The sequence below is a fragment of the Herbaspirillum sp. Her2 genome, assembly GCF_057961375.1.
Genome location: NZ_CM176331.1, coordinates 1,433,472 through 1,454,813, shown reverse-complemented (window position 1 = coordinate 1,454,813; position 21,342 = coordinate 1,433,472). Strand labels below are relative to the sequence as shown.

20 protein-coding genes are annotated in these 21,342 nt (G+C 64.0%); 8 read left to right on the top strand and 12 right to left on the bottom strand.

Annotated elements, in window-relative coordinates:
* Positions 1–4: 4 nt before the first annotated feature.
* Together ACWHXP_RS06655 and ACWHXP_RS06650 are read left to right on the top strand one after the other, a co-directional pair.
* On the top strand, positions 5–889 hold the full coding sequence (locus tag ACWHXP_RS06655; RefSeq protein ID WP_489634191.1) for a carbohydrate ABC transporter permease: 885 nt from the start codon (positions 5–7) through the stop codon (positions 887–889).
* A complete protein-coding gene (locus ACWHXP_RS06650) occupies positions 883–1,779 on the top strand; it encodes an ABC transporter permease subunit (RefSeq protein ID WP_489623021.1) in 897 nt (298 codons plus the stop codon). The genes ACWHXP_RS06655 and ACWHXP_RS06650 overlap by 7 nt, the downstream gene beginning before the upstream one ends.
* Positions 1,780–1,830: 51 nt before the next feature.
* On the opposite strand, the gene ACWHXP_RS06645 is transcribed toward ACWHXP_RS06650, so the two are convergent.
* Positions 1,831–2,529 carry a type 1 glutamine amidotransferase domain-containing protein gene (locus ACWHXP_RS06645; protein WP_034329554.1) on the bottom strand — a complete coding sequence of 233 codons (699 nt, stop codon included), beginning with the start codon at positions 2,527–2,529 and terminating at the stop codon, positions 1,831–1,833.
* A gap of 134 nt (positions 2,530–2,663) precedes the next feature.
* Between ACWHXP_RS06645 and ACWHXP_RS06640 the strand changes: the two genes are divergently transcribed.
* Positions 2,664–3,575, top strand: a complete 912-nt coding sequence (locus ACWHXP_RS06640) for a LysR family transcriptional regulator (protein WP_489634192.1) — start codon at positions 2,664–2,666, stop codon at positions 3,573–3,575.
* An 86-nt stretch (positions 3,576–3,661) separates the two neighbouring features.
* Here the strand turns inward: ACWHXP_RS06640 and ACWHXP_RS06635 are convergent, their stop codons facing one another.
* Positions 3,662–4,987: a dicarboxylate/amino acid:cation symporter gene (locus tag ACWHXP_RS06635; RefSeq protein WP_121041495.1), complete on the bottom strand. Its 1,326-nt coding sequence runs from the start codon at positions 4,985–4,987 to the stop codon at positions 3,662–3,664.
* Between the two features lie 310 nt (positions 4,988–5,297).
* Here ACWHXP_RS06635 and ACWHXP_RS06630 point away from each other — a divergent pair, with 310 nt between their 5' ends.
* A complete protein-coding gene (locus ACWHXP_RS06630; RefSeq protein WP_489634193.1) occupies positions 5,298–6,884 on the top strand; it encodes a methyl-accepting chemotaxis protein in 1,587 nt (528 codons plus the stop codon).
* Positions 6,885–6,893: 9 nt separating this feature from the next.
* Here ACWHXP_RS06630 and ACWHXP_RS06625 read toward each other — a convergent pair whose 3' ends face one another.
* From ACWHXP_RS06625 to ACWHXP_RS06615, 3 genes are all read right to left on the bottom strand, one after another.
* Positions 6,894–7,325: a GNAT family N-acetyltransferase gene (locus ACWHXP_RS06625; protein ID WP_134222603.1), complete on the bottom strand. Its 432-nt coding sequence runs from the start codon at positions 7,323–7,325 to the stop codon at positions 6,894–6,896.
* Positions 7,326–7,362: 37 nt separating this feature from the next.
* Positions 7,363–7,797 (bottom strand): PaaI family thioesterase, encoded by a 435-nt coding sequence (locus tag ACWHXP_RS06620; protein ID WP_489623024.1) that lies wholly within the window; start codon positions 7,795–7,797, stop codon positions 7,363–7,365.
* Between the two features lie 188 nt (positions 7,798–7,985).
* Complete coding sequence (locus ACWHXP_RS06615; RefSeq protein WP_489623025.1) at positions 7,986–8,846, bottom strand: LysR substrate-binding domain-containing protein; 861 nt, start codon at positions 8,844–8,846, stop codon at positions 7,986–7,988.
* Between the two features lie 159 nt (positions 8,847–9,005).
* Here ACWHXP_RS06615 and phnX point away from each other — a divergent pair, with 159 nt between their 5' ends.
* From phnX to ACWHXP_RS06600, 3 genes are all read left to right on the top strand, one after another.
* Entirely contained in the window at positions 9,006–9,833 is an 828-nt protein-coding gene (gene phnX, locus ACWHXP_RS06610; RefSeq protein WP_489623026.1) for a phosphonoacetaldehyde hydrolase, read from the top strand.
* Positions 9,834–10,120: 287 nt separating this feature from the next.
* Complete coding sequence (locus tag ACWHXP_RS06605) at positions 10,121–11,647, top strand: FGGY family carbohydrate kinase (protein WP_489634194.1); 1,527 nt, start codon at positions 10,121–10,123, stop codon at positions 11,645–11,647.
* A gap of 173 nt (positions 11,648–11,820) precedes the next feature.
* Positions 11,821–12,366 carry a glycerol-3-phosphate responsive antiterminator gene (locus ACWHXP_RS06600; protein ID WP_489635871.1) on the top strand — a complete coding sequence of 182 codons (546 nt, stop codon included), beginning with the start codon at positions 11,821–11,823 and terminating at the stop codon, positions 12,364–12,366.
* Between the two features lie 43 nt (positions 12,367–12,409).
* Here the strand turns inward: ACWHXP_RS06600 and ACWHXP_RS06595 are convergent, their stop codons facing one another.
* Complete coding sequence (locus ACWHXP_RS06595) at positions 12,410–14,914, bottom strand: DUF3141 domain-containing protein (RefSeq protein ID WP_489634195.1); 2,505 nt, start codon at positions 14,912–14,914, stop codon at positions 12,410–12,412.
* Positions 14,915–15,052: 138 nt separating this feature from the next.
* Between ACWHXP_RS06595 and ACWHXP_RS06590 the strand changes: the two genes are divergently transcribed.
* The gene (locus tag ACWHXP_RS06590; protein ID WP_489634196.1) at positions 15,053–15,925 is read left to right on the top strand and encodes an HDOD domain-containing protein; all 873 of its coding nucleotides are present in this window, start codon (positions 15,053–15,055) and stop codon (positions 15,923–15,925) included.
* Positions 15,926–15,945: 20 nt separating this feature from the next.
* Here the strand turns inward: ACWHXP_RS06590 and ACWHXP_RS06585 are convergent, their stop codons facing one another.
* The 6 genes from ACWHXP_RS06585 to urtC all read right to left on the bottom strand — a co-directional run bounded on the left by ACWHXP_RS06585 (position 15,946) and on the right by urtC (position 21,301).
* Entirely contained in the window at positions 15,946–16,242 is a 297-nt protein-coding gene (locus tag ACWHXP_RS06585; protein WP_034333572.1) for an FmdB family zinc ribbon protein, read from the bottom strand.
* A gap of 86 nt (positions 16,243–16,328) precedes the next feature.
* The gene (gene fmdA / locus ACWHXP_RS06580) at positions 16,329–17,507 is read right to left on the bottom strand and encodes a formamidase (protein WP_013234603.1); all 1,179 of its coding nucleotides are present in this window, start codon (positions 17,505–17,507) and stop codon (positions 16,329–16,331) included.
* Positions 17,508–17,555: 48 nt separating this feature from the next.
* Entirely contained in the window at positions 17,556–18,587 is a 1,032-nt protein-coding gene (locus ACWHXP_RS06575) for an aliphatic amidase (RefSeq protein ID WP_209534742.1), read from the bottom strand.
* A 29-nt stretch (positions 18,588–18,616) separates the two neighbouring features.
* Complete coding sequence (gene urtE / locus ACWHXP_RS06570; protein ID WP_489634197.1) at positions 18,617–19,306, bottom strand: urea ABC transporter ATP-binding subunit UrtE; 690 nt, start codon at positions 19,304–19,306, stop codon at positions 18,617–18,619.
* Positions 19,307–19,331: 25 nt separating this feature from the next.
* On the bottom strand, positions 19,332–20,099 hold the full coding sequence (urtD, locus tag ACWHXP_RS06565; protein ID WP_034332310.1) for an urea ABC transporter ATP-binding protein UrtD: 768 nt from the start codon (positions 20,097–20,099) through the stop codon (positions 19,332–19,334).
* Positions 20,096–21,301 (bottom strand): urea ABC transporter permease subunit UrtC, encoded by a 1,206-nt coding sequence (urtC, locus tag ACWHXP_RS06560; RefSeq protein ID WP_489625565.1) that lies wholly within the window; start codon positions 21,299–21,301, stop codon positions 20,096–20,098. Before urtC ends, urtD begins: the two co-directional genes overlap by 4 nt.
* Positions 21,302–21,342 lie beyond the last annotated feature (41 nt).

The following is a 21,342-nucleotide window of genomic DNA, read 5'->3' as shown; positions in this document are numbered from 1 at the left end:
CATCATGGATACCCGCCCCGCCTTCCCTGCCCGCTGGTTCCCCCTGCTGCTGGCCGCGCCGCAGATGCTGATCGTGTTTGTATTCTTCCTGTGGCCGGCCGTCAAGGCGATCGCCTGGTCCTTCTATCTGGTACGTCCCTTCGGCAACGGTTCGCGCTTCGTCGGACTGGACAACTACCTGCGCATCCTCACCGATGACGGCTTCTATGCCTCCCTGCGCGCCACGCTGGTCTTCACGGCCGGCAGCACCCTGCTCGCCGTGACCCTCGCCCTGGCACTGGCGGCCTGCCTGGAACTGGATGTGCGCGCCAAGCGCCTGCTGCGCAGCATCTTCATCTGGCCCTATGCCGTGGCCGGGGTAGTGGTCGGTATCGTGCTGAAGGTCTTGATCAATCCGGTTACCGGTTTGCTGGCTTTTCTCAACCACCTCTGGCCGGGCCTGTGGGCACCCCATCTGGCTGGCCAGCAAGCCATGCTGGTACTGATCGCGGCCTTCGCCTGGACCCAGGTGCCGCTGAACTTCATCCTGTTTTCTGCCGCCTTGCAGCGGATTCCTGCCGATCTGACGGGAGCCGCCGCCATCGATGGGGCTGGCCCGTGGCGGCGCTTCGTGGATATCCAGTTGCCGATGATCGCACCGGCACTGCTGCTGGCCGGTGTCCTGAACGTGATAGAGGCCTTTACCCACGGCTTCGGGCTGGTGGACGCACTGACCCAAGGCGGACCCGGCCGCAGCACGGCGATCCTGGCCTATCAGATCTATTCGGATGGCTTCATCGGGCTGGACCTCTCGGGCTCATCGGCCTTGTCGGTGATCCTGATGCTGTTCATCGTGGCGCTCACGGTGTTGCAGCTGCGCTTCTTCCGCCAGGGAGCAGGACGATGGTAGAGCGCCATCCGCGCATGACCGCGCTGGCCTACTGCATCCTGGGGCTGGGCGTAGTGCTGGCCTTGGGGCCGCTGTACCTGATTCTGTGCTCGGCCAGCGTCTCCAGCCAGCAGTGGATCAGCCAGGGCATGCCGCTCATGCCAGGCACCGCGCTGCCGGACAATCTGCGCGAAGTGGGGCAGCGCATCGACCTGTGGCGCCATCTCTTCAACAGTCTGCTGGTGGCCGCCCTGGTGGTGACCGGCAAGCTGCTGCTGTCCTCGGTCACGGCTTTTGCAGTGACCTACTTCCAGCCGCGCTGCCGGGGCCTGATCCTGGCCTTGCTGTTCAGTGCCCTGCTGCTGCCGCTGGAAGTACGCATCGTCCCGACCTATGCAGCGGCCTCCGACTTGTTCGAACCGCTGCGCAGCCTCTTGCAGGCGCTGGGCCTGAGCGGACAGCATGCGGTGCCGTCGATCAGCCTGATCAATACCTATGCAGGCCTGTCCTTGCCGCTGGTGGCGTCCGCCACGGGAACCTTCCTGTTTCTGCAGTTCTACCGCACCATCCCGCCCGAACTGGTGGAAGCGGCGCGCATCGACGGGACCGGGCCGTGGCGCTTTTACGTAGATATCCTCCTGCCGCTGTCGAAAACCAATTTTGCGGCGCTGGGATCCATCGTCTTCATCAATACCTGGAAAGACTACATGTGGCCCCTGGTCATCACCAGCCATGACCAGATGCGCACCATCACCCTCGCGCTGGCCAGCTTCCTGCCGGTGGAAAGCGGGCAGATGCCGCAGTGGAACCTGCTGATGGCGGCGGCCCTGGTGGCCATCGTGATCCCCGCCGTGTTCGTGGTGGCGGCGCAGCGCTGGTTCGTCAAGGGCATCGTCGGCACGGAAAAATAAAGGCCCGCCCCGCATGGGACGAGCCTTTCAACCAGCAGACGACAGGAAAAATCAGGCACCCAGTTCCAGCGCTTCCAACAACATTTCAGCCACGCGCTCGGAAGACTGCGGATTCTGGCCGGTGATCAGCTGGCCGTCACGGATGGCAAACACCTGCCAGTTGTCGGTCCCCTCAAAGACGGCACCCAGTTCACGCAGACGGCTCTCCAGCAGGAAGGGCACGACCTCGGCCAGTCCCACTTCGCGCTCTTCGGCATCTGTGAAGGAATTGACACGCTTGCCAGCCACCATCGGCTTGCCATCGGCCTTCACGGCCGACACCAGGCCAGCGGCACCGTGGCAGACTGAAGCAATGAACTTGCCGGCGGCATAGGCGCTCTCGACGGTCTTCTTGACGTTGGCATCGGTGGGCAGGTCCCACATGGTGCCATGGCCGCCGGGGAAGAACACCGCATCAAACGCGCCGACTTCGATCTCGCCCAGCGCACGCGTGGCCGCGATGCGCTGCTGCAGTTCCGCATCGGCCAGCATGCGTTCGACGATGGCATCGTTCTGGCCTTGCGGCTTGAGGCTGCCCGGATCGATCGGCGTCTTGCCACCGGCGGTGGAGGCGATGACGACCGAGGCACCGGCATCCACCAGGGCGTAGTACGGGGCTGCCAGTTCTTCGGCCCACAGGCCGGTGGGCTTGTCGGTGTCACCCATGCGGCTGCTGGAGGTGACGATCATCAGGATGTTGGGCTTCTTCATGGTGTTCCTTTCTTCACGAGGGAGGGACGGCATCTGCAGCAAAGCGGCATTGCCAGACTGCCGATCACTGTATTCCCATCACAAACAAAGATAAACTCCATTCCTCTCAATTCATTCATTACATCATTGAACAAATGCGCAACTTCGATCCCGTCCAGTTAGGCAGCATCGAACTGTTCTGCAAAGCCGCCGAACTGGGCAGCTTCACGGCCGCCGCCGAGGCGCTGGGCCTGACGCCGGCCTCGGTGAGCCGTTCCATCAGCCGGCTGGAAGCTCGTCTGGGCGTACGGCTGTTCGCCCGGACCACGCGCCAGATCCGGCTGACCCGCGAGGGCGAGCTGTATCACGAGCAGTGCCGCCAGGCGCTGGAACAGATCGCCGAGGCCGAACGCATCCTCACCGGCCAGCAGAAAGTGCCCAGCGGCCCGCTGCGCATCAGCGTCGGCACGCCTTATGCGCACTATCGGCTGCTGCCGTTGCTGCCGCGTTTCCAGGCGGCGTTTCCGCAGATCGAGGTGGAATTGAGCATTACGAACCGCGTCATCGATTTCGTCGAAGAGGGTTATGACCTGGCGATCCGCCTGGGCGTGCCGCAGGATTCGCGACTGATCGCGCACACGCTGGAGGATGCCACGCTGGGCGTCTTTGCGGCGCCCTCCTATCTGGCCCGGCGCGGCACGCCCGGCGACGTGGAAGCGCTGAAACAGCACGACTGCATCCAGTTCATCCTGCCCAGTACCGGACGCGCGATGCCGTGGATCTTCAAGGACGGACAAGGACGCGACATGGATTTTCATTTCCGGAGCCGGCAGCGCATCCATGACGACGTACTGGGCTGCGTCAACTGGGCCATTGCGGGCGGGGGCCTGTTCCAGATCTATCACTTCATCGCGCAAGCCGCCGTGCAACGGGGCGAGCTGGTGGAAGTACTGCAGTCGGCCGGGCATCGTACCCGGCGTTTCTCCATCTTGTATCCGCACAATCGCCATCTGTCGGCGCGGGTACGGGCGTTCGTGGATTTCGTGATGCAGGCGGTGCGGCCATAAAACATCGGCCCCATCGCCACGCCAACTAAGACGCGAGGATGGGGCCGACGAGGCAATGGGTGCGGGAATGCTTCCCGCCTCCCTGCTTAGTGATGCATCTTGGCTTCGGTACGATCCAGGACGGCTTCAGGGGCTTGCGCGTCTTCCACGGTCTCGTTGTTCAAGACCTTGGTCAGGCGTTCGCTGTCCAGTTCACCGCTCCACTTGGCGACCACCAGGGTGGCCACGCCGTTGCCGATGGTGTTGGTCAGTGCGCGAGCTTCCGACATGAAGCGGTCGATACCCAGGATCAGCGCCAGACCGGCCACCGGCACGTGGCCCACGGCCGACAGCGTCGCCGCCAGCACGATGAAGCCCGAACCCGTGATGCCGGCTGCCCCCTTGGAGGTCAGCAGCAGCACGCCCAGAAGCGTCAGTTCCTGCACGAAGGTCATGGGGGTGTTGGTCGCCTGGGCGATGAACACGGCGGCCATGGTCAGGTAGATCGCGGTACCGTCCAGGTTGAAGGAGTAACCCGTCGGGATCACCAGGCCGACCACGGTCTTCTTGGCACCGGCGTTTTCCATCTTGGCCAGCATGCGCGGCAGCACCGATTCCGAGGACGAGGTACCCAGCACGATCAGCAGTTCTTCCTTGATGTACTTGACGAACTTCCAGATCGAGAAGCCGTGCAGGCGGGTGATGATGCCCAGCACCACGAAGATGAACAGCAGGCAGGTCAGGTAGAAGGTGCCCATCAGCTTGGCCAGCGAGAACAGCGAACCGACGCCGTACTTGCCGATGGTGAAGGACATTGCGCCGAAGGCTCCGATCGGGGCTACCTTCATGATCGCGCCCACCACCGAGAACAGCACGTGCGAGATCTTTTCGATGAAATCGAACACCAGCGTGCCGCGGCCACCGAACTTGTGCAGCGCGAAGCCGAACAGCACTGCCACCAGCAGCACCTGCAGCACGTCACCCTTGGCAAAGGCGTCCACCATGCTGGTGGGGATGATGCCCAGCACGAAGTCGGTCACCGAACCCATCTTGCCCGGGGCGGTGTAGGCGGCGATGCTCTTGGTATCCAGCGAAGCCGGATCGACGTTCATGCCCACGCCCGGTTGCAGGAAGTTCACCAGCAACAGGCCGATGATCAGTGCCACGGTGCTGACGATTTCGAAATACAGCAGGGCCAGGCCGCCGGTTTTGCCGACCTTCTTCATGTCTTCCATGCCGGCGATGCCGATGACGACGGTACAGAAGATGACCGGCGCGATGATCATCTTGATCAGCTTGACGAAGCCATCGCCCAGCGGCTTCATGGCTTCACCGGTAGACGGATAGAAGTGACCCAGCGCGATACCGATCACGATGGCACACAGGACCTGGAAATACAGGGATTTGTAAAGGGGCGGTTTTTGCGCCGACATAGTGCTTTCTCCTTGAAACATGGATGACCGGCGGGTCCGTGGAGACCTGCCGCCTGCCGTTGTCGGATCGTCGTCCGTTCTGGCGGGTACTTATTGTTTGTCCGGGAGAACTCCCCCTCCCCGGTTCGGCCGCAAGTATCTCGCAGTCATTTCCGGGCGGGTATTGTGGGAAACCACATAGCGTCACTAAAGAGGCACGCAAACTGCTTTATTCTTCATTCTGCATAGCAACAAAATTCGCTATATTCTGTGCCGGACTGAACGGTTCATTCTTTCTCCGGATGCAGTCGGCACTTACAAGGAAAACATCGTGCAACGAAAACTGACGGTCACCGCCCGCCTGGCGATCCTGGTGGCGGTACTGTGCGGCAGCGTAGTCCTGCTGGCCTGGCGCGACATACAGGGCATGGCATCCAGCAACGACAAGCTGCGCTACGTCTATGAAGACCGCACCATGGCGCTGATCCACATCGCCCGGGTGCGCGACGCGCTCTACCTGAACCGCGACGTCATGGGCCGCGCCCTGATGATCGCCAACCTGCCCGCTCCGGCCATTGACGACAGCAACGGCACCAGCAGCGATCGCATCAAACCCCTGCTGGAACGCATCCCGGCGCTGGATGCGACCTTTGAGCAAGGCTGGCAAGCTTACCGGGCGACGCGGCTGGAACCTCAGGAACAGACCGAGGCGGAACGCTTCGAGCAGAGCTGGCGGCGCTACGTTGCCGAGCGCGCCGTGGTGCTGGACCTGTTGCGCAGCAACGAGCCGCTGCAGGCCAACCGCCGCTGGACCCCGCTGACCAGCGAGCTGGCCGGCCTGGCGACGCAGCTGGCCACCCTGGGCCAGTTGCAGGAAAGTTTTACGCGCACCTCTTATGAGGCGGCGTTGCAGGACTATCGGCAACTGCGCACCCACAACCTGCAGATCGCCGGACTGGCGCTGGCCATCGGCGTGTCCATTGCGCTGTGGATCATGATCAGCCTGCGCCGCCAGCTCGGTGGAGAGCCGGATTACGCCGCCCACATCGTGCATCAGATCGCCGAAGGCAATCTGGGCGTGGCGGTCACCCTGCGCCGCCGGGACCGCAGCAGCCTGCTGTACGCGATGCAAGGCATGCGCGAACGGCTCACCGACATCCTGCGCGGCGTCACGCTTCTGACGCAGGCCCTGGGCGACTCTGCCCGCCAGCTCAATGCCACTGCCCAGGACCTGGCGAGCGCTTCCAACGAGCAGGCGGCCGCCGTGGAAGAAGTACACAGCGCCATCAGCAACATCAGCCTGGCCATCCAGCAGACCGGAGAACATGCCCGCCGCACCGACCAGATCGCCCTGAACGCTGCTGCCGATGCCGACCAGAGCGGCGCGGCCGTCCAGAGCACGGTGGCGGCCATGCGCGGCATCGCGCGCCAGGTCGGCGTAATCGACGACATCGCCTACCAGACCAATCTGCTGGCCTTGAACGCCGCCATCGAGGCGGCGCGCGCGGGAGAACACGGACGCGGATTCTCCGTGGTGGCGGCTGAAATCCGCAAGCTGGCCGAGCGCAGCCAGGGCAGCGCGCAGGAGATCAGCGTGATTGCCCAGCAAAGCGTGGAATTGGCCGAGGCCACCAGCCAGCGCCTGGCCGCCGGTACGCTCAACGGCATCCGTGAAGCCTCGCAGCAGATCAACCAGATCACGCTGTCGGCGCGCCTGCAGGAGGAAGGGGTGCAAGAAATCGGTTCGGCGGTGATGCAGCTCAATGACACTACTCAGCGCAACGCGGCCGCCTCCGAGGAACTGGCCACCACTGCGGAAATGGTGGCCGAACGGGCGCGCGAACTGACCGCCCAGCTGTGCTACTTCAGACTGGACGAGAGCCGTCCGGCGATGCCGCCGCCGGCCTCGCAAGCTTGAGCAGGACGATCAAGCGGCCGACCCTTGCAGTCGCGCGCGCATGGTGATGTGGGGGATGCCGGCTTCCATGAATTGCTCACCCTCGCGGGCAAAACCATGGCGCTGGTAGAAGCCCTCGGCATGCACCTGGGCATTGAGGATGACTTCGGCGTCACCGCGTGCACGAGCCGCGGCAATCAAGGCCTGCAAGACGGCGCCGCCCACGCCTTGGCCGCGCCCGGCCTTGCGCACGGCCATGCGGCCGATGTGCCCGTCCGGCAGCAAGCGGCCGGTCGCCAGCGGCTGGCCAGCATCGTCATAGGCCACGGCGTGTACGCAATGCGGGTCCATCTCATCGAGCTCGATCTCGGCGGGCACCTTCTGTTCATCGACAAAGACCTCGAAGCGAATCGGCTGGGCCTGCGCACGCAGCTGCTCCCAGCTGCCGGTGGTGATTTTCATGGTGGATTTCCTGCAAAAAAAGAACAGCGTGCTCCGCTCACTCCTGATCCAGCTTGCGCGAGATATCCAGGCGGCGAATCAGCTTGAAGGTGCCCATGGCCTTGGCCACCAGGCGATCGCCGTTGAACAGTTCGGCCTGGCAGAAGCACATGGTGGTGGAGCGGTGATAAGTGTGGCCGCGCGCGATGATGGTGTCCCCTGCGTGCCCGGCCGGCTGCAGGAAACTGGTGCTCATCTCGACGGTCGCGGAGGATTTGGCATCGGGAGCGCCGGCGCGGGCCGACAGGCCCATGGCAACGTCCAGCAAGGTCATGCTGATGCCACCCTGGGCCACATGCCAGCTGTTCATGAACTCGGGCTTGAGCTTCAGTGCCATGACGGCGCGGTCATTGCCGTATTCCAGCACCACCACGCCCAGTGCTTCCAGATACGGATTCCCCTGCGGGAAGATGTCAGTAATGGACAGACTCATGCCGGCCTCAGAACGCATGATTCACGTAGTGATGCACCTGGCGCAGCAGCGTGGTGGCCGGATCGGCGCTTTCTGCATGATCCTTCAGTGTCAACATGGCGATGGGCTTGATCACGGTCGCGCTTCCTGGTCAGAAAATGAACAATCCGTAATGATAAGCCAAAGCCTCCGCGACAGTGGCCGCGGTGTCAGGCGCGCTGGGCGATCTTCATGAAGGAACCGACCAGGCGCCCTTCGCGGCGCTCGGCCAGGCAATAGACGTAGGTATGCGTGGACACCGGATCCCCCGCGATGCGCACCATCCGGAAACGTTCATCTGGAATGAACTCTGCCTCGGACACGGCCCCCAAGCCCAGGCCCCGCGCCACCGCCTCGCGCAACGCTTCACGACTGCCGATTTCCATGACCACCTGCGGCTGCGCATCGGCCTGCTGCAAGGCCTGCTCCAGCGCCAGCCGCGTGGTAGAACCTTGCTCCCGCATGATCAGCGGCTGCTGGTCCAGTTCGGCCAACGACACCGCCTCGCGCTGGTAGAACGGATGGCTGCGATGGGCGAACAGCACCACCGCGTGATCAGCATAAGGAACAGAATGAAAGCGCGCATCATCATTGAAGCTGGCCAGCACCGCCACATCGGTCACGTAATTGGCCAGGTCGGCCAGCGACTGCGCCGAATTGCCCAGCTTGATCGACAGTTCGACCTTGGGATAGCGGGCGCGATAGGCATCGACCATCTCGATCACGTGGAAAGGACCGACTGCACCGATGCGCAGATGGCCTACGTGCAGCGCGCCCGAATTGACCAGCAGGTTCAACGCATCGAGTTCCAGTTCTGCGATGTTCTGGGCGATCGGCAACAGTCGCTGTGCGGTTTCGGACAGATCCACGCGCCGGCCCCGGCGGAAAAACAGCTCCACGTTGTGCTCGCGCTCCAGCGATTGCACCTGGGTCGTCAGCGTGGGCTGACTCACGCCCAGCGCCCGGGCCGCCGCCGAAAAGCCGCGATGGCGCGCCACGGCCAGGAAAGCGCGTAGTTGGGAGGGTGTCATCTATAGATCCTATCAATAGTATCAAGCAATTTCATGGATTATATCGATAACAAGCCCGTCACAAACAGGGGTTAAGCTCTTCTCCATCCCGGCGGCCACCTTCACAGGCCTGCCTTGCCTGCTTGTCCGCCATCGTCACTGCATTTCCAAGGAGAATCCATGATCCCCGCCTCCGGCCCCGGCCGCACCTTGCAAGCCGTCATCTTCGACTGGGCGGGCACACTGGTCGATTTCGGTTCGCTGGCGCCGACGCAGATCTTCGTGGATGCCTTCCAGAGCTTCGGCATCGCGCTGACGCTGCAACAGGCGCGGGGGCCCATGGGATTATCCAAGTGGCAACACATCCGTCTGCTGCTGGAGGAGCCTTCGCTGGCGGCGCAATGGCAGCAACGCACTGGCCATGCCCCTACGGAGGCGGATATCGATGCCATCTATGCCCGCTTCATGCCGATGCAGATCGCCAAGGTCGGCCAGTATTCGCAGCCCATCGCGGGCGCGGCGCAGGTGCTGGCCTGGCTGCGCGGCCAGGGTCTCAAAATCGGTTCCTGCTCCGGCTATCCGCGCCAGGTGCTGAATGTGCTGCTGCCGATGGCGGCCGAGGAAGGCCTGCGCCCCGACCACGTGGTGGCCGGCGACGAACTGGAGGCCGGTGGCCGTCCGGGCCCCTACATGGCGCTGGCCAACGTACTGGCGCTGCAGATCGATGACGTGGCCTGTTGCATCAAGGTCGACGATACGGTGCCGGGAATTGAGGAAGGTATTCGCGCCGGCATGTGGAGCGTTGGCCTCTCCCTTTCGGGCAATGAAGTGGGGCTTACGCGTGCCGAACTGGACGCCTCGCCGACCGAGGAAATCGAGCGCCTCAAGACACACGCCGAAACACGCCTGCTCGCCGCCGGCGCGCACTACGTGATCGATTCGGTGGCCGACTTGCCGCAGATCGTGGCCCACGTCCGGGCACGTCTGGCAAGGGGTGAACGCCCCTGAAAACAGGCGAGATCGGCTGCCGCGCCCCCTTTTGCGGTCGTTGACAAGCCCGTCGCCGGGCTCATAGAATTGCCCGGCAGATAATTCACACAAGAGACCATCTGCAAGATGGTCTCTTCACGCGCGCAGTGCGCAGGCCTCTTGCAGTCAACTTCAGGAGAGCCCTGTGCACACCGCAGTCCCCTCGCGCGACATCGACGATGTCGCCGCCTTGATTGACTCCCGCCCCTACCGCTCCGGCCACGCCACCGCCAGCAGTGCGCCCGTTCCTGTCGACAGAAGCCGCCATGAAAAGCCGTGACGGGATCCTCGCCATCGACGCCGGCAGCTCCAGCACCCGCGCGGCGATCGTGACGGCCGATGGCCTGGTCTCCTGCCTGCAACGACGCCCCTTGCGCACGCACTCCGCGCGCAGCGGCGTGGTGGAACAGGATGCGGCCCTGATCTGGCAGCAGACCCTCACCGCGTGCCGCGCCAGCCTGCAGCAGGCGCGCCAGAAGGGGCTGCGGGTGCGCGCCATCGGCCTGTGCAACCAGCGCGCCAGCGCCGTGGTGTGGGATACCGTGAGCGGAGAACCGCTGGCACCGGCACTGTCCTGGCAGGACAGCCGGCACGCGGCCGAACTGGCGGCACTGGCACCGCACTGGGATCAGCGGCTGCGACCGCGTCTGGGGCGACCGGTCGGCAGCCGCTCGCCCTACCTCTGGGCGGCCCATCTGCTGCGCCATCAGCCGCGCGTGGCGCGTGCCTGGGCGCAAGGACGGCTGGGCTTTGGCGGCATTGACACCTGGCTGCTGTGGCAACTGAGCGGCCGCCGCCTGCTGGCTACCAGCGCGACCAATGCCACGGCCTGCAATGCCTATGTGCTGGACGCGCATGCGTATGCGCTGGACTGGCTGGAGGCGCTCGGCTTCCCCGCCACGCTGCTGCCAGCGCTGTGCCAGGATGCCGACGACTACGGCCGCAGCGACGCTGCCCTACTCGGTACCGCCCTGCCGATTCGCGCCTGCGCCGGAGATCAACTGGCCGCTGCCATCGGGCAGGGTTGCCTGGAACCCGGCCAAGCGCTGTGTCAGCACGGCACCGGCAGCTTCATCGACGTGCTGGTCGGCCCGCGCGTTGCACTCGCCCCCGCCGACAGCACCGCCGAGGGCAGCGTAGTAGTCACCGCCAGGCGTCAGAACGGCGTCTCCCACTTCGCCCTCGAAAGCTACACCGCCACCACCGGTGCCGCCCTCACCTGGGCCTGCCAGCGCCTGCGCTGGTTTCCGGATGCGCGCCAGCTGCTGGCCCTGGCGGCCAGCGTGAGCTCGGCCGGCGGCGTCAGCTTCCTGCCGGCGCTGGCCGGGATGCAGTCACCGCAACGCCAACCCGCAGCGCGAGCAGCCCTGCAGGGGATGTCGCTGGCCACGGGCCGCGCCGAAGTGGCACATGCGCTGGTGGAGGGAATCGCGCAATCGGTGACCGCGTGCGTCAGTGCCAGCGCCGACACGGCCGGACTACCGGTCTCGCGGATCATGAGCGGCGGCACGCTGGCCAGCAGCGACCTGCTGCTGCAGTTGCAAGCCGACCTGTCGGGCGTAACCACCTGCCGCACCCACCAGAGTGCGCACGCCAGCCTGCGCGGCATCGCTTTCCTGGCCGGCAGCCATGGCCTGCTGTGGGATGACTTGCACCAGGCCTGCGCCCGGACCCGGTTGCAGGCCGTCTTCAAGCCACGCATCGACTACGCCGAGCGTGCCTGCCGCCGTGCCCGGTGGCAGGCACGGCTGTGTGCCGAACTGGACCATGTGCGCCAGGAAACCGCACCTTAGCCACGCGTTTTCCATTCGCCTTTCTTTCTTGCTTCTCATTTTTTACTCTGGAACCTTGCATGCGCTCTCCCTCTCCCCCTCGTTCCCCGGCACGCGCCGCCGCCGCGCCGGCCTTCCCGCCCGCCTCCTCTGACGACCGCTCCCTGCAAGCCAGGCTCAGGCGGCATCCGGTCATGGCAGCGGTCTATGGAACCCAGCACCTGCCTGCCTTTCTCGCCAGCGACGCTGAAGTCGGCATCGTTGCCAACGTGGAGTTGCGTGAGTTGCAGGCGCTCAGCACCCGTGTCCGGGATGCGGGCAAGTTCCTGATGCTCAATGTGGATACCTGTGAAGGACTGGCGCAGGACAAGGCCGCCATCGATTATCTGGTCGCCCTGGGCGTACCGTCGCTGGTGTCAACGCGGGTGGCCACGCTGCTGCGGGCCAGCCGGGCCGGCATGATCACCATGCAGAAGGTTTTCGTGACCGATCGCACCACCTGGCCGCGCAGCCTGAAGGCGCTCGAACAGAGCGAACCCAACCTGGTGCAACTGATGCCGGCACCGATGCTCACGCAACTCAAGCCGGCGGACCGCGCCGTGCTTCCGCCCATCGTCGCGTCGGGCTTCGTCTGCAATGCAGACGATGCGCGTGCGGCATTGGCGGGTGGCGCGGTGGCCTTGTCCACCAGCGAGCAGGCCATGTGGAACCTGCCCGCCGGGACTTTCGGCAAGCCATGACGACCATCCGACCGGGGCAACGTGAACCCCGGCCTTGAGCATTTCAACTGCGCTTGGAGCGCGTGCGCGCCGGTGTGCCGCTCCGGGTGGTCTTGACGGTCCCCGTGGCTTTGGCGACAGGCGCAGACTTCGTTGTCTTGGCAGAGGTCTTGGCCTTGGCGCTGGCAGGCTTGGCCGAAGGCGCGCTGTTGACCGGCTTTCGCGGCGCACTCGCCTTGGCCGGCTTGGCCACGGGCGCAGGCGCGCGTGCCGCCCGCTTGCGCGGTGCGGCCGCCGGTCGCGCCGGTTCCTCGTCGGACGACGGCAAGGTCAGCGCATCACCGTCTTCACCAATGGCCTTGGTCAGCTTGCGGGCCAGCGCAATCACGCGATCGGGATCAACCTCCAACGTTCCGACCAGCAGTTCAATGATTTCCGAGCGCGGATTGGCCAGCGTCGGTTCGATCATCATCACAGCCGCTGCCAGCGCCAGCGCGCGCTCGCGCGAGGCCGCATCGGGCAGCATCTGCCCGAGTGCATTGAGCGCCTCCACCGGGGCCACCGCCGTAATACGCGCTTGCTCCTTCAACAGTTGCACCCAGTTGGTCTGGGGCGACACGCTGGCATGCATGTTCGGCAGTTGCGCCAGCAGCCTGGCCAGACGCAGGCTGCGCCGTTCGAACGCACCGATGGAGACCATGCCGGCGATGACGATCCGGCAAACCGCTTCGGCAAAACCGCCGTCGGCTATCTGGCCAATGACCGTATCACGGTAGCTTCCCAGCTCCTGCTGCGCCCAGCGCTGGGCCAGATCGGCATCCGGCTCGCGCGGCGGCAGCCAGGCACCCAGTCCGGTCGGACCGAACAGCTGGCGCGTCATCCGTACCGTGCGGGCATCGCGCTGGTCGCGCCAGGCATTGAGCTCGTCGGTGATCTTCTGCGCCATGCGGCGTTCGTATTGCTTCAGCGGATGGTCGGGGTCGAGTTGTACCCGGTGCGTGCGCGCGGCAGCAGCTTGCTGGCGAATGAAGGCGGCGGCCGGATGCTTGTCCGAGAACAGTTGCCGCTGCATGCGCAAGGGATTCATTCGCATCAGCGTATTGGCGCTGTCGCGGGTCGCCGTCATGCGCACCCAGGGCCGGACCCAGGTCTTGTACCACTGCGCATTGAGCTGCGACCACTGGCTGATGGTCGAGAACAGCGACTCTTCCTCGCGGCCCTCGGGATTGAGCTTGCGCAGGTCTTCCATGGTGCGGTGCTCGTAGTGCACCGTGTAATCGCCAGGCTCCAGCGCATCCCAGCGCTGGGCAGTGCGGCCATCCTTGCGTTCCAGCTTCATTTCGTAGAGACCTGGCGGCAGGCTCTCGATCACGTCCAGCGAGCTGACCAGCTGGTCATGCTCCTTCAGGGCCACCGAGCCACCCACGAAGATGCCCAGATGGCCCACGCTCTCGTGCAGCACATAGATGATGGTGCGGCCGGCGGCGGCGATGGCGCGCTCGTCGCCCCAGACATCGATGATCCAGTTCAACGCCTGCGGCGGCGGCGTGATGTTGTCCCCCCAGGAGGCGAAGACCACGATGGGCGCAGTGATGTCGCGCAGATTGACTGCCCTGCCCTTGACCTCCAGCTCTCCGCGCGCCAGCTTGTTGCCCACGAACAGATTCTCGGTGATGGCCTCGATCTCGGCCCCGGTCATGCGGAAGAAACCGCCCCACCAGCGTTCGAATTCCAGGAAACGCGCTGCCTCCTGGTCGACTCCGGCCCAGAGGTTGTAATACTTGCTCCAGAAGGTATTGGCCGGATTGAGCTTCTCGAAGTTCTCGACCAAGTAGGCGCCATCGAAGCGGTCAGCCCCGAGATCGGCGGCCAGCGAGGCCAGCCAGGTCCCGCCGAGGTTGGCACCGCTGTAACGCATGGGATTGAGCGTGGAGCTGCCGGCCCAGTAGGAGGCCGGGGCACCGACCATCATCAGCGGCCCGAACAGCTCGGGCCGCACGGCATCAAGCGTCATCATGGCCCAGCCGGCCTGGCAATTGCCGATCACTACCGGCTTGGCCGGGCATTGCGGATGGCGGCGTATCACTTCTTCGAGGAAGCGCGCCTCCGCATCCATCACGGTGACCAGCGTCTGGCCCTCCTCGGGCTCGGGCCGGAAAGTGACGAAATACACGGTATGCCCGGCCTTCATCGCCATGCCCACTTCCGAATCGAACTTGAAGCCGCCAATACCGGGGCCGTGTCCGGCGCGCGGATCGACCACCACCACCGGTCGTGCCTGCGGATCGACCGGCAGGCCCGGCGGCGGTTGCAGGCGCAGCAAGGCGTAGTTGCTGGGCTGCGGCAGGTCGTGACCGTCCAGCACCAGTTCGTGATCGAATTTCAGGAGCGGCGGCGTGCCCTGCTCCAGATGCTCCAGGTAATCATTGCCACGGTCGAGCAAGGTATCGAGGAAAAGGAAACTGCGCTGTACGCAATCCTGCACATAATTCGGTACATCTCCCCACGCCCCGGCGGGCGTGACGGGCTGCTCGGGAGGATGCGGGTCGGACGTCTTGCGGCTTGCCATGGGTGCACTCCGGTCAAGTGAGACTTCCATCATACTGACCTGGATCGTCAGCAAATCGTCCGAACTCTGCGACAATGGAACCGCAATTCCCGGAATTGCCTGCAAAAACCACACAAACCATTGCATGGAGGAACTGTCATGGAGCTCAAGAGCCTGGTAGACCAGCCCGGCAAGCTGCCGACCATCCCCAAGGTCGTGCAGCAGCTGATGACCAGCTTCAACAGCGAGGAAGTCTCGGCCCAGGATATCGCCCACCAGATCGCGGCCGACCCGACGCTCACCGCCAAACTGCTGCGACTGGCAAACTCGGCGTTCTTCCACGCTTCGCGCACCATCGGCACGGTCGATGATGCGCTGCGCATGCTGGGTTTCATCATGGTGCGCAATCTGGTGCTGGGCAATGGCATGGTGGCGGCTTTCAAGAGCACGCGCGGCATGGAGCTGCCGCAGTTCTGGCGACATACCCTCTACACCGCCGTGGCAGCGCGCTGGCTGTCCATGCACGCCGGCATCCACGGCGAAGACAATGGCGACGCTGTCTTCACCGTCGGCATGATGCATGGCATCGGCCAGTTGCAACTGCATGCGGTGGCCGCCGCGACAGTCGCCCCGCTGGACAAGCAATGCAACGTGCTCGACGCCGACCGCGCCGAACGGGAAAAGCAGACCTGGGGCTTTCACTACGCCGATGTCTCGGCCGAACTGGCGGCGATCTGGAATTTCCCTGAAGCGCTGGTCACGGCACTGCGCTCGGTGCCTGATCCGCTGGCGGCAGGCCGGCTCGACCGCGCCGCTGCCTGGGTACACCTGGGCGCGTGGGCCGCGCGCGTGACCGTGCTGTCACTGGATGACGAAGCCGCACTGGCCACCTATCCGGTGGCCGTGGGCAAGAAGCTGGGGGTGGATCCGGCCTGGATGCCGGTGCTGGTGAAGCGCAATCCCGACAAGGCCGAGCGTGCCATGCCCTCGCTCACCGAACTGGCGGCGGGCCTGGACGCCATGCTGGAGTAACTGGCGCAATCCGGCCGGCCTCAGGTCGCGCAGATGCTGCAGCTGTGTCCCTTGCAGTTGTGCAGCACGCTGCTGCGGCCTGCCCCTGCATGGGTGCCCGGCCCGGTCGCCCCCTGCCCGGCCAGTTGCTCGGCACCGTTGCGCGGCTGCCAGCGATGCTTGACCTGCAAGCCGACATGACCGCCCGTGGGCATGGGTGAGGCGGCCGTCTCCTCTTTGCAATAGGGACAGCAAGTCTGGCCGTGCAATCCCTGCAAGGGGATCAGGCGTTCGAAGATGCCTTCGCAATGGCTGCAACGAATGTCATACAAGGGCATGGGGACTCCTTCACCAATCCGTTATCACGAAAAAACCCGGCCAGGCCTGCGCCCGGCCGGGAACACACACGTCACTGCGTTGTTGGCTAGCCCTTGCGGCCCCAATAGGATTTGTCGTTGAGCATGCCCTTGGGCGTGATGTCCTGATCGAAGATGGAGGTCGGCAAGGCCACCGTGCAGGCGCAATTGGGAATGTCGACGATGCCGCCGATGCGCCCTTCCACCGGCGCGGCCGTCAGCAGCATGTAGGCCTGGCTGCCGGTGTAGCCGAAGTGGGTCAGGTAGTCGATGGCCTTCAGGCAGGCTTGACGATAGGCCACGGTGGCGTCGAGATAGTAGTTCACACCGTTTTCCACGCTGATGCCTTCGAAGGTCAGCCACTGCTCGTAATGCGGCTTGACGATGCTGGGCATGAAGATGGGCGAGGTGATGTTGTACTTGGCCATGCCGCCCTTGATGAGATCGAAGCCGACGTGGCTCACGCCATCCATCTCGATGGCGCCGCAGAAACCGATCTCGCCGTCACCCTGCGAGAAGTGCAAATCCCCCATCGAGAAGCCTGCGCCCTTCACGTACACCGGGAAGAAGATGCGGGTGCCCGCCGACAGGTCTTTGATGTCGGTGTTGCCGCCATGCTCGCGCGGCGGCACGGTGCGGGCGGCGACCTTGGCCATCTCGTCGAACTTGGCACCGGTCAGGCCGCGCAGCACGGCGGTGCTGGGGTTGGGCGGCTGCGCCAGGCCCTTGGCGGCCAGTGGCGCTTCGCGGCGGTTCCATTCGGCCAACAGGTCATGCGAAGGCAGGCAACCCATCAGACCAGGGTGAGTCAGGCCTGCGATGCGCACGCCCGGAATATGGCGCGAGGTGGCATACAAGCCTTTCAGGTCCCAGATGGCCTTGTCGGCTTCGGGGAAATAGTCGGCCAGGAAGCCACCGCCGTTTTCCTTGGCAAACACGCCCGAGAAACCGACCGGTGTGACCGGCTTGATGTCCAGCAGGTCGATCACCAGCAGGTCACCCGGCTCTGCGCCCTCGACATGGAAGGGACCGGTCAGCGGATGGGCGCGGGTGAGGTCGACGTTCTTGACGTCGGAGACATCGTCGGTGTCCTGGATCTGCGCGTCGAGGAAGTCCAGCGACTCGATCAGGATGGATTCACCCGGCTTGACCGAGGCCAGGAACGGCAGGTCCGGGTGCCAGCGATTGTGACCCAGTTCAGCCTGCTCTGCCAGCGGGACGCCGGGCTTGATCTTGAAGTGTTGCATGCGATCTCCTTGGTGGTGGATGTGTGATGAGGCCTTGCGCCTTCGGCCTCAGGCTGCCGGCTCGGTGGGAATCCCCGGCATCGGGCATTCGGGCGTACCGGCACTGTTGCGCGTCAATGCCTCGACCTGGGCGCGCGCAGCCTGCGGGTCGTTGACCCAGGTGCGATAGAAGTCGAAAGGACACTCGGCCACGCCCGCCGGCGATTCGCCCGAATTGATCTTGCCGGTGTAGCCGCGATGCAGGAGCTTGTAGAGGTGGTTTTGCGACTGCCAGTTGCGGCGTGCATCGCGGATGGCCGAGACCGACAGTTCGGCATACTGGATGCCCATCTCCTCGGTCCCGCACTCGCCCAGCGTGCGGCCATCGAAACCGACGATGGCCGAATGGCCGAAGTAGGAATAGACGCCATCGAACCCTGATGCATTGGCCACGGCCACATACAGGTTGTTCATCCAGGCCATGGCCTTGGAGACCATGATCTGCTGTTCCTTGGCCGGATACATGTAGCCCTGGCAGCGCACCACCAGTTCCGCACCCTTCATGGCGCAGTCGCGCCAGATCTCGGGATAGTTGCCGTCATCACAGATGATGAGGCTGATCTTCAAGCCCTTGGGACCGTCGCAGACGTAGGTGGTATCGCCCGGATACCAGCCCTCGATGGGCGTCCACGGCATGATCTTGCGATACTTCTGCACGATCTCGCCCTGGTCGTTGATGAGGATGAGCGTGTTGTAGGGCACCTTGCGCGGATGCTCCTCATGGCGCTCGCCGGTGAGCGAAAAGACGCCCCACACGCCGGCGATGCGGCAGGCTTCCGAAAAGATGGCGGTCTCGTCGCCGGGGATGGTGGCGGCGGTCTCGAACATTTCTTCACGGTCATACATGATGCCGTGGGTGGAATACTCCGGGAACACCACCAGGTCCAGCCCCGGCAATCCCTGCTTCATGCCGACCAGCATGGCGGCGATCTTCCTGGCGTTCTCCAGTACCTCGCCGCGCGTGTGCAGGCGCGGCATCTTGTAGTTCACCACGGCCACGCCGACGGCGTCGCGGCTGGCTGAAATGTCTCCGTGTCGCATGGGCTTGCTCCTCTGAAAAGACGGTCGGATCAGACCGACAGATACTTGCTGATGGTGGGCGCATCGACGTTCTCGCGCGTGTCCTCGTAGACGAAGCGGCCCTTGTCGATGACCAGGAAACGGTCCGCAATCTCCAGCGTGAAGCTCAGCACCTGCTCCGAGACCACGATGGTGAGCGCACGGATCTTGCGGATTTCCTTGAGGCTTTTGGCGATGTCCTTGATGATGGAAGGCTGTATCCCTTCGGTCGGTTCATCCAGCAGCAGCACGCGCGGGTTGGTCGCCAGTGCGCGCGCAATGGCCAGTTGCTGCTGCTGCCCGCCGGACAGATTGCCGCCCTTGCGGGTGCGCATGTCATACAGCACCGGGAACAGCGAATACAGTTCATCGGGCACCTTGCCCTTGGCCGATGCGGGCAAGCCGGTCTGGATGTTTTCCAGCACCGTCATGTGCGAAAAGATCATGCGCCCCTGCGGCACGTAGGCCACGCCGCGCTCGACGCGCTGGTGGCTTTCCAGGCCACCGAGTTCGATGCCATCGATGCTGATGCTGCCGCCGCGCAGCGGCAGGATACCCATCAGGGTCTTGAACAGCGTGGTCTTGCCCATGCCGTTGCGGCCCATGACGGCGACGATTTCTTCCTTGGCCACCGACAGATCGACATCGTGGATGACCTTGCTCTGGCCGTAGCCGGAGGCGAGTTGCGAGACTTTGAACATGGCAGGCTCCGAGGGTGAGGAAAGTTCAGTGACCGAGATAGACATCGATCACCTTGGGATCGGACTGCACCTTCTCCATGCTGCCTTCAGCCAGGATTTTTCCCTGGTGCAGCACGGTGACCTTGTGGGCGATGCTCTTGACGAAATCCATGTCGTGCTCGATCACTACCACCGAGCGGCCCTGGCTGATGCGGCCCAGCAGCTCGGCGGTCTTTTCGCGTTCGGACACGCTCATGCCGGCCACCGGTTCATCTAGCATCAAGAGCTCCGGCTCCTGCATCAGCAGCATGCCGATCTCCAGCCACTGCTTCTGGCCGTGCGAGAGCAGGTCGGCTTGCGTATGCAGCTGTTCGTCCAGGAAGATCTCTGCGGCCACCGCTTCCACCCGCGCCACCACATCCGGCGAACGCTTGAAAGTCAGCGCGCCGAACACCTTGCGGCCACGCGGGAAGGACATCTCCAGGTTCTCGAAGACGGACAGGTTCTCGTAGATGGAAGGGGTCTGGAACTTGCGTCCCACGCCTACCCGCACGATGGCGTGCTCGCTCATCTTCGTCAGTTCGTGATTGTTGAACTTGATGCTGCCGGAGGTAGCGCGGGTCTTGCCGCAGATCAAGTCCAGCACCGTGGTCTTGCCCGCACCGTTGGGGCCGATCACCACGCGCACCTCATTGCGCTGCACGTAGAGATTGAGCTTGTCGACTGCCTTGAACCCATCGAAAGACACGGTCAGGTCTTCGATGGCCAGGACCGGATGGGCATCCGATTCGAAACCGATGGCGTTCTCGCTCATTTGCTGGCCTCCAGGGTGGCGCCCGGCTCGATGCCATCGCGCTTGGGTTCAGGGGTAGCTGCTCGGGAAACCGGCTTGGCGGCTTCTGCAGCAACAGGTGCTACCGGCTTGGATTGACCGCGCAGCTTGTCCATCAGGCGCTTGCCCTGGGTCTGCCAGAGACCGGCCAGGCCATTGGGGAAATACATCACCACCGCGATGAAGAGACCGCCCATCAGGAACAGCCACAGTTCGGGGAAGGTTTCGGAGAAGTAGGTTTTGCCAAAGTTCACCAGCAGCGTTCCATACACCGCGCCCAGCAGCGACATGCGGCCACCCACTGCAGCAAAGATCACCATTTCGATGGAGGGCACGATACCGACGAAGGACGGCGACATGAAACCCACCTGCAGCGTGAACATGGCCCCGCCGATAGCCGAGAACATGGCCGCCGCACAGAAGACGAAGACCTTGAAGCTGGCCACGTCATAGCCGGAGAAGCGCACCCGTTCTTCCTTGTCACGCATGGCCACCAGCAGGCGGCCCAGCTTGGACCCGAGCACGTAACGGCCGAACAGGATGCAGCCGAACAGCAGTCCCGCATTGACGAAATACAGCACCAGCTTGGCATGGTCGGTGCGGATATCCCAGCCCATCAAAGTCTTGAGGTCGGTGATGCCATTGACGCCGCCGGTCAGCCCCTGCTGGCCGATGATGAGGATGGACAGGATGGCCGCAATGGCTTGCGTGACGATGGAGAAATACACATCCCCCACGCGGCGCTTGAACATCGCCAGCCCGATCAGCATGGCCAGCGCGGTCGGCACCACCAGCACGGCAAGAATCGTGAAGGCAAAACTATGGAAAGGCTCCCACATGGCCGGCAAGGCGGTGATCTGGTTCCAGTCCATGAAGTCGGGGATGCCCGGCGTGGACTGGATTTTGGTGCTGATGGGGTCAGAGGCTTCGAGCTTGAGGAACATGGCCATGCAATAGCCGCCCAGGCCGAAGAACACGCCCTGCCCCAGGCTGAGGATGCCGCCGTAGCCCCAGCACAGCACCAGGCCCACGGCCACGAAGGCGTAGGACAGGTATTTGCCCACCAGGTTGAGACGGAACATGTCCATCGTCAGCGGGAACACCACCAGCAGCAGTACCGCCATCACCAGCAGGCCAAGCGCACCGGAGCGCCCGCCCAGCAGTTTTTCACAGGCTGCATTCATCATCGGACCTCGCTCATGTAGTTGGATCGGGAGTGGCCATC

What these genes read in the sequence shown, in the direction of transcription:
- ACWHXP_RS06655 (WP_489634191.1), top strand. Translation starts at nt 5, where the DNA reads ATGGATACCCGCCCCGCCTTCCCTGCCCGCTGGTTCCCCCTGCTGCTG.
- ACWHXP_RS06650 (WP_489623021.1), top strand. Translation starts at nt 883, where the DNA reads ATGGTAGAGCGCCATCCGCGCATGACCGCGCTGGCCTACTGCATCCTG.
- ACWHXP_RS06645 (WP_034329554.1), bottom strand. Translation starts at nt 2,529, where the DNA reads ATGAAGAAGCCCAACATCCTGATGATCGTCACCTCCAGCAGCCGCATG.
- ACWHXP_RS06640 (WP_489634192.1), top strand. Translation starts at nt 2,664, where the DNA reads ATGCGCAACTTCGATCCCGTCCAGTTAGGCAGCATCGAACTGTTCTGC.
- ACWHXP_RS06635 (WP_121041495.1), bottom strand. Translation starts at nt 4,987, where the DNA reads ATGTCGGCGCAAAAACCGCCCCTTTACAAATCCCTGTATTTCCAGGTC.
- ACWHXP_RS06625 (WP_134222603.1), bottom strand. Translation starts at nt 7,325, where the DNA reads ATGAAAATCACCACCGGCAGCTGGGAGCAGCTGCGTGCGCAGGCCCAG.
- ACWHXP_RS06620 (WP_489623024.1), bottom strand. Translation starts at nt 7,797, where the DNA reads ATGAGTCTGTCCATTACTGACATCTTCCCGCAGGGGAATCCGTATCTG.
- ACWHXP_RS06615 (WP_489623025.1), bottom strand. Translation starts at nt 8,846, where the DNA reads ATGACACCCTCCCAACTACGCGCTTTCCTGGCCGTGGCGCGCCATCGC.
- phnX (WP_489623026.1), top strand. Translation starts at nt 9,006, where the DNA reads ATGATCCCCGCCTCCGGCCCCGGCCGCACCTTGCAAGCCGTCATCTTC.
- ACWHXP_RS06605 (WP_489634194.1), top strand. Translation starts at nt 10,121, where the DNA reads ATGAAAAGCCGTGACGGGATCCTCGCCATCGACGCCGGCAGCTCCAGC.
- ACWHXP_RS06600 (WP_489635871.1), top strand. Translation starts at nt 11,821, where the DNA reads ATGGCAGCGGTCTATGGAACCCAGCACCTGCCTGCCTTTCTCGCCAGC.
- ACWHXP_RS06595 (WP_489634195.1), bottom strand. Translation starts at nt 14,914, where the DNA reads ATGGCAAGCCGCAAGACGTCCGACCCGCATCCTCCCGAGCAGCCCGTC.
- ACWHXP_RS06590 (WP_489634196.1), top strand. Translation starts at nt 15,053, where the DNA reads ATGGAGCTCAAGAGCCTGGTAGACCAGCCCGGCAAGCTGCCGACCATC.
- ACWHXP_RS06585 (WP_034333572.1), bottom strand. Translation starts at nt 16,242, where the DNA reads ATGCCCTTGTATGACATTCGTTGCAGCCATTGCGAAGGCATCTTCGAA.
- fmdA (WP_013234603.1), bottom strand. Translation starts at nt 17,507, where the DNA reads ATGCAACACTTCAAGATCAAGCCCGGCGTCCCGCTGGCAGAGCAGGCT.
- ACWHXP_RS06575 (WP_209534742.1), bottom strand. Translation starts at nt 18,587, where the DNA reads ATGCGACACGGAGACATTTCAGCCAGCCGCGACGCCGTCGGCGTGGCC.
- urtE (WP_489634197.1), bottom strand. Translation starts at nt 19,306, where the DNA reads ATGTTCAAAGTCTCGCAACTCGCCTCCGGCTACGGCCAGAGCAAGGTC.
- urtD (WP_034332310.1), bottom strand. Translation starts at nt 20,099, where the DNA reads ATGAGCGAGAACGCCATCGGTTTCGAATCGGATGCCCATCCGGTCCTG.
- urtC (WP_489625565.1), bottom strand. Translation starts at nt 21,301, where the DNA reads ATGAATGCAGCCTGTGAAAAACTGCTGGGCGGGCGCTCCGGTGCGCTT.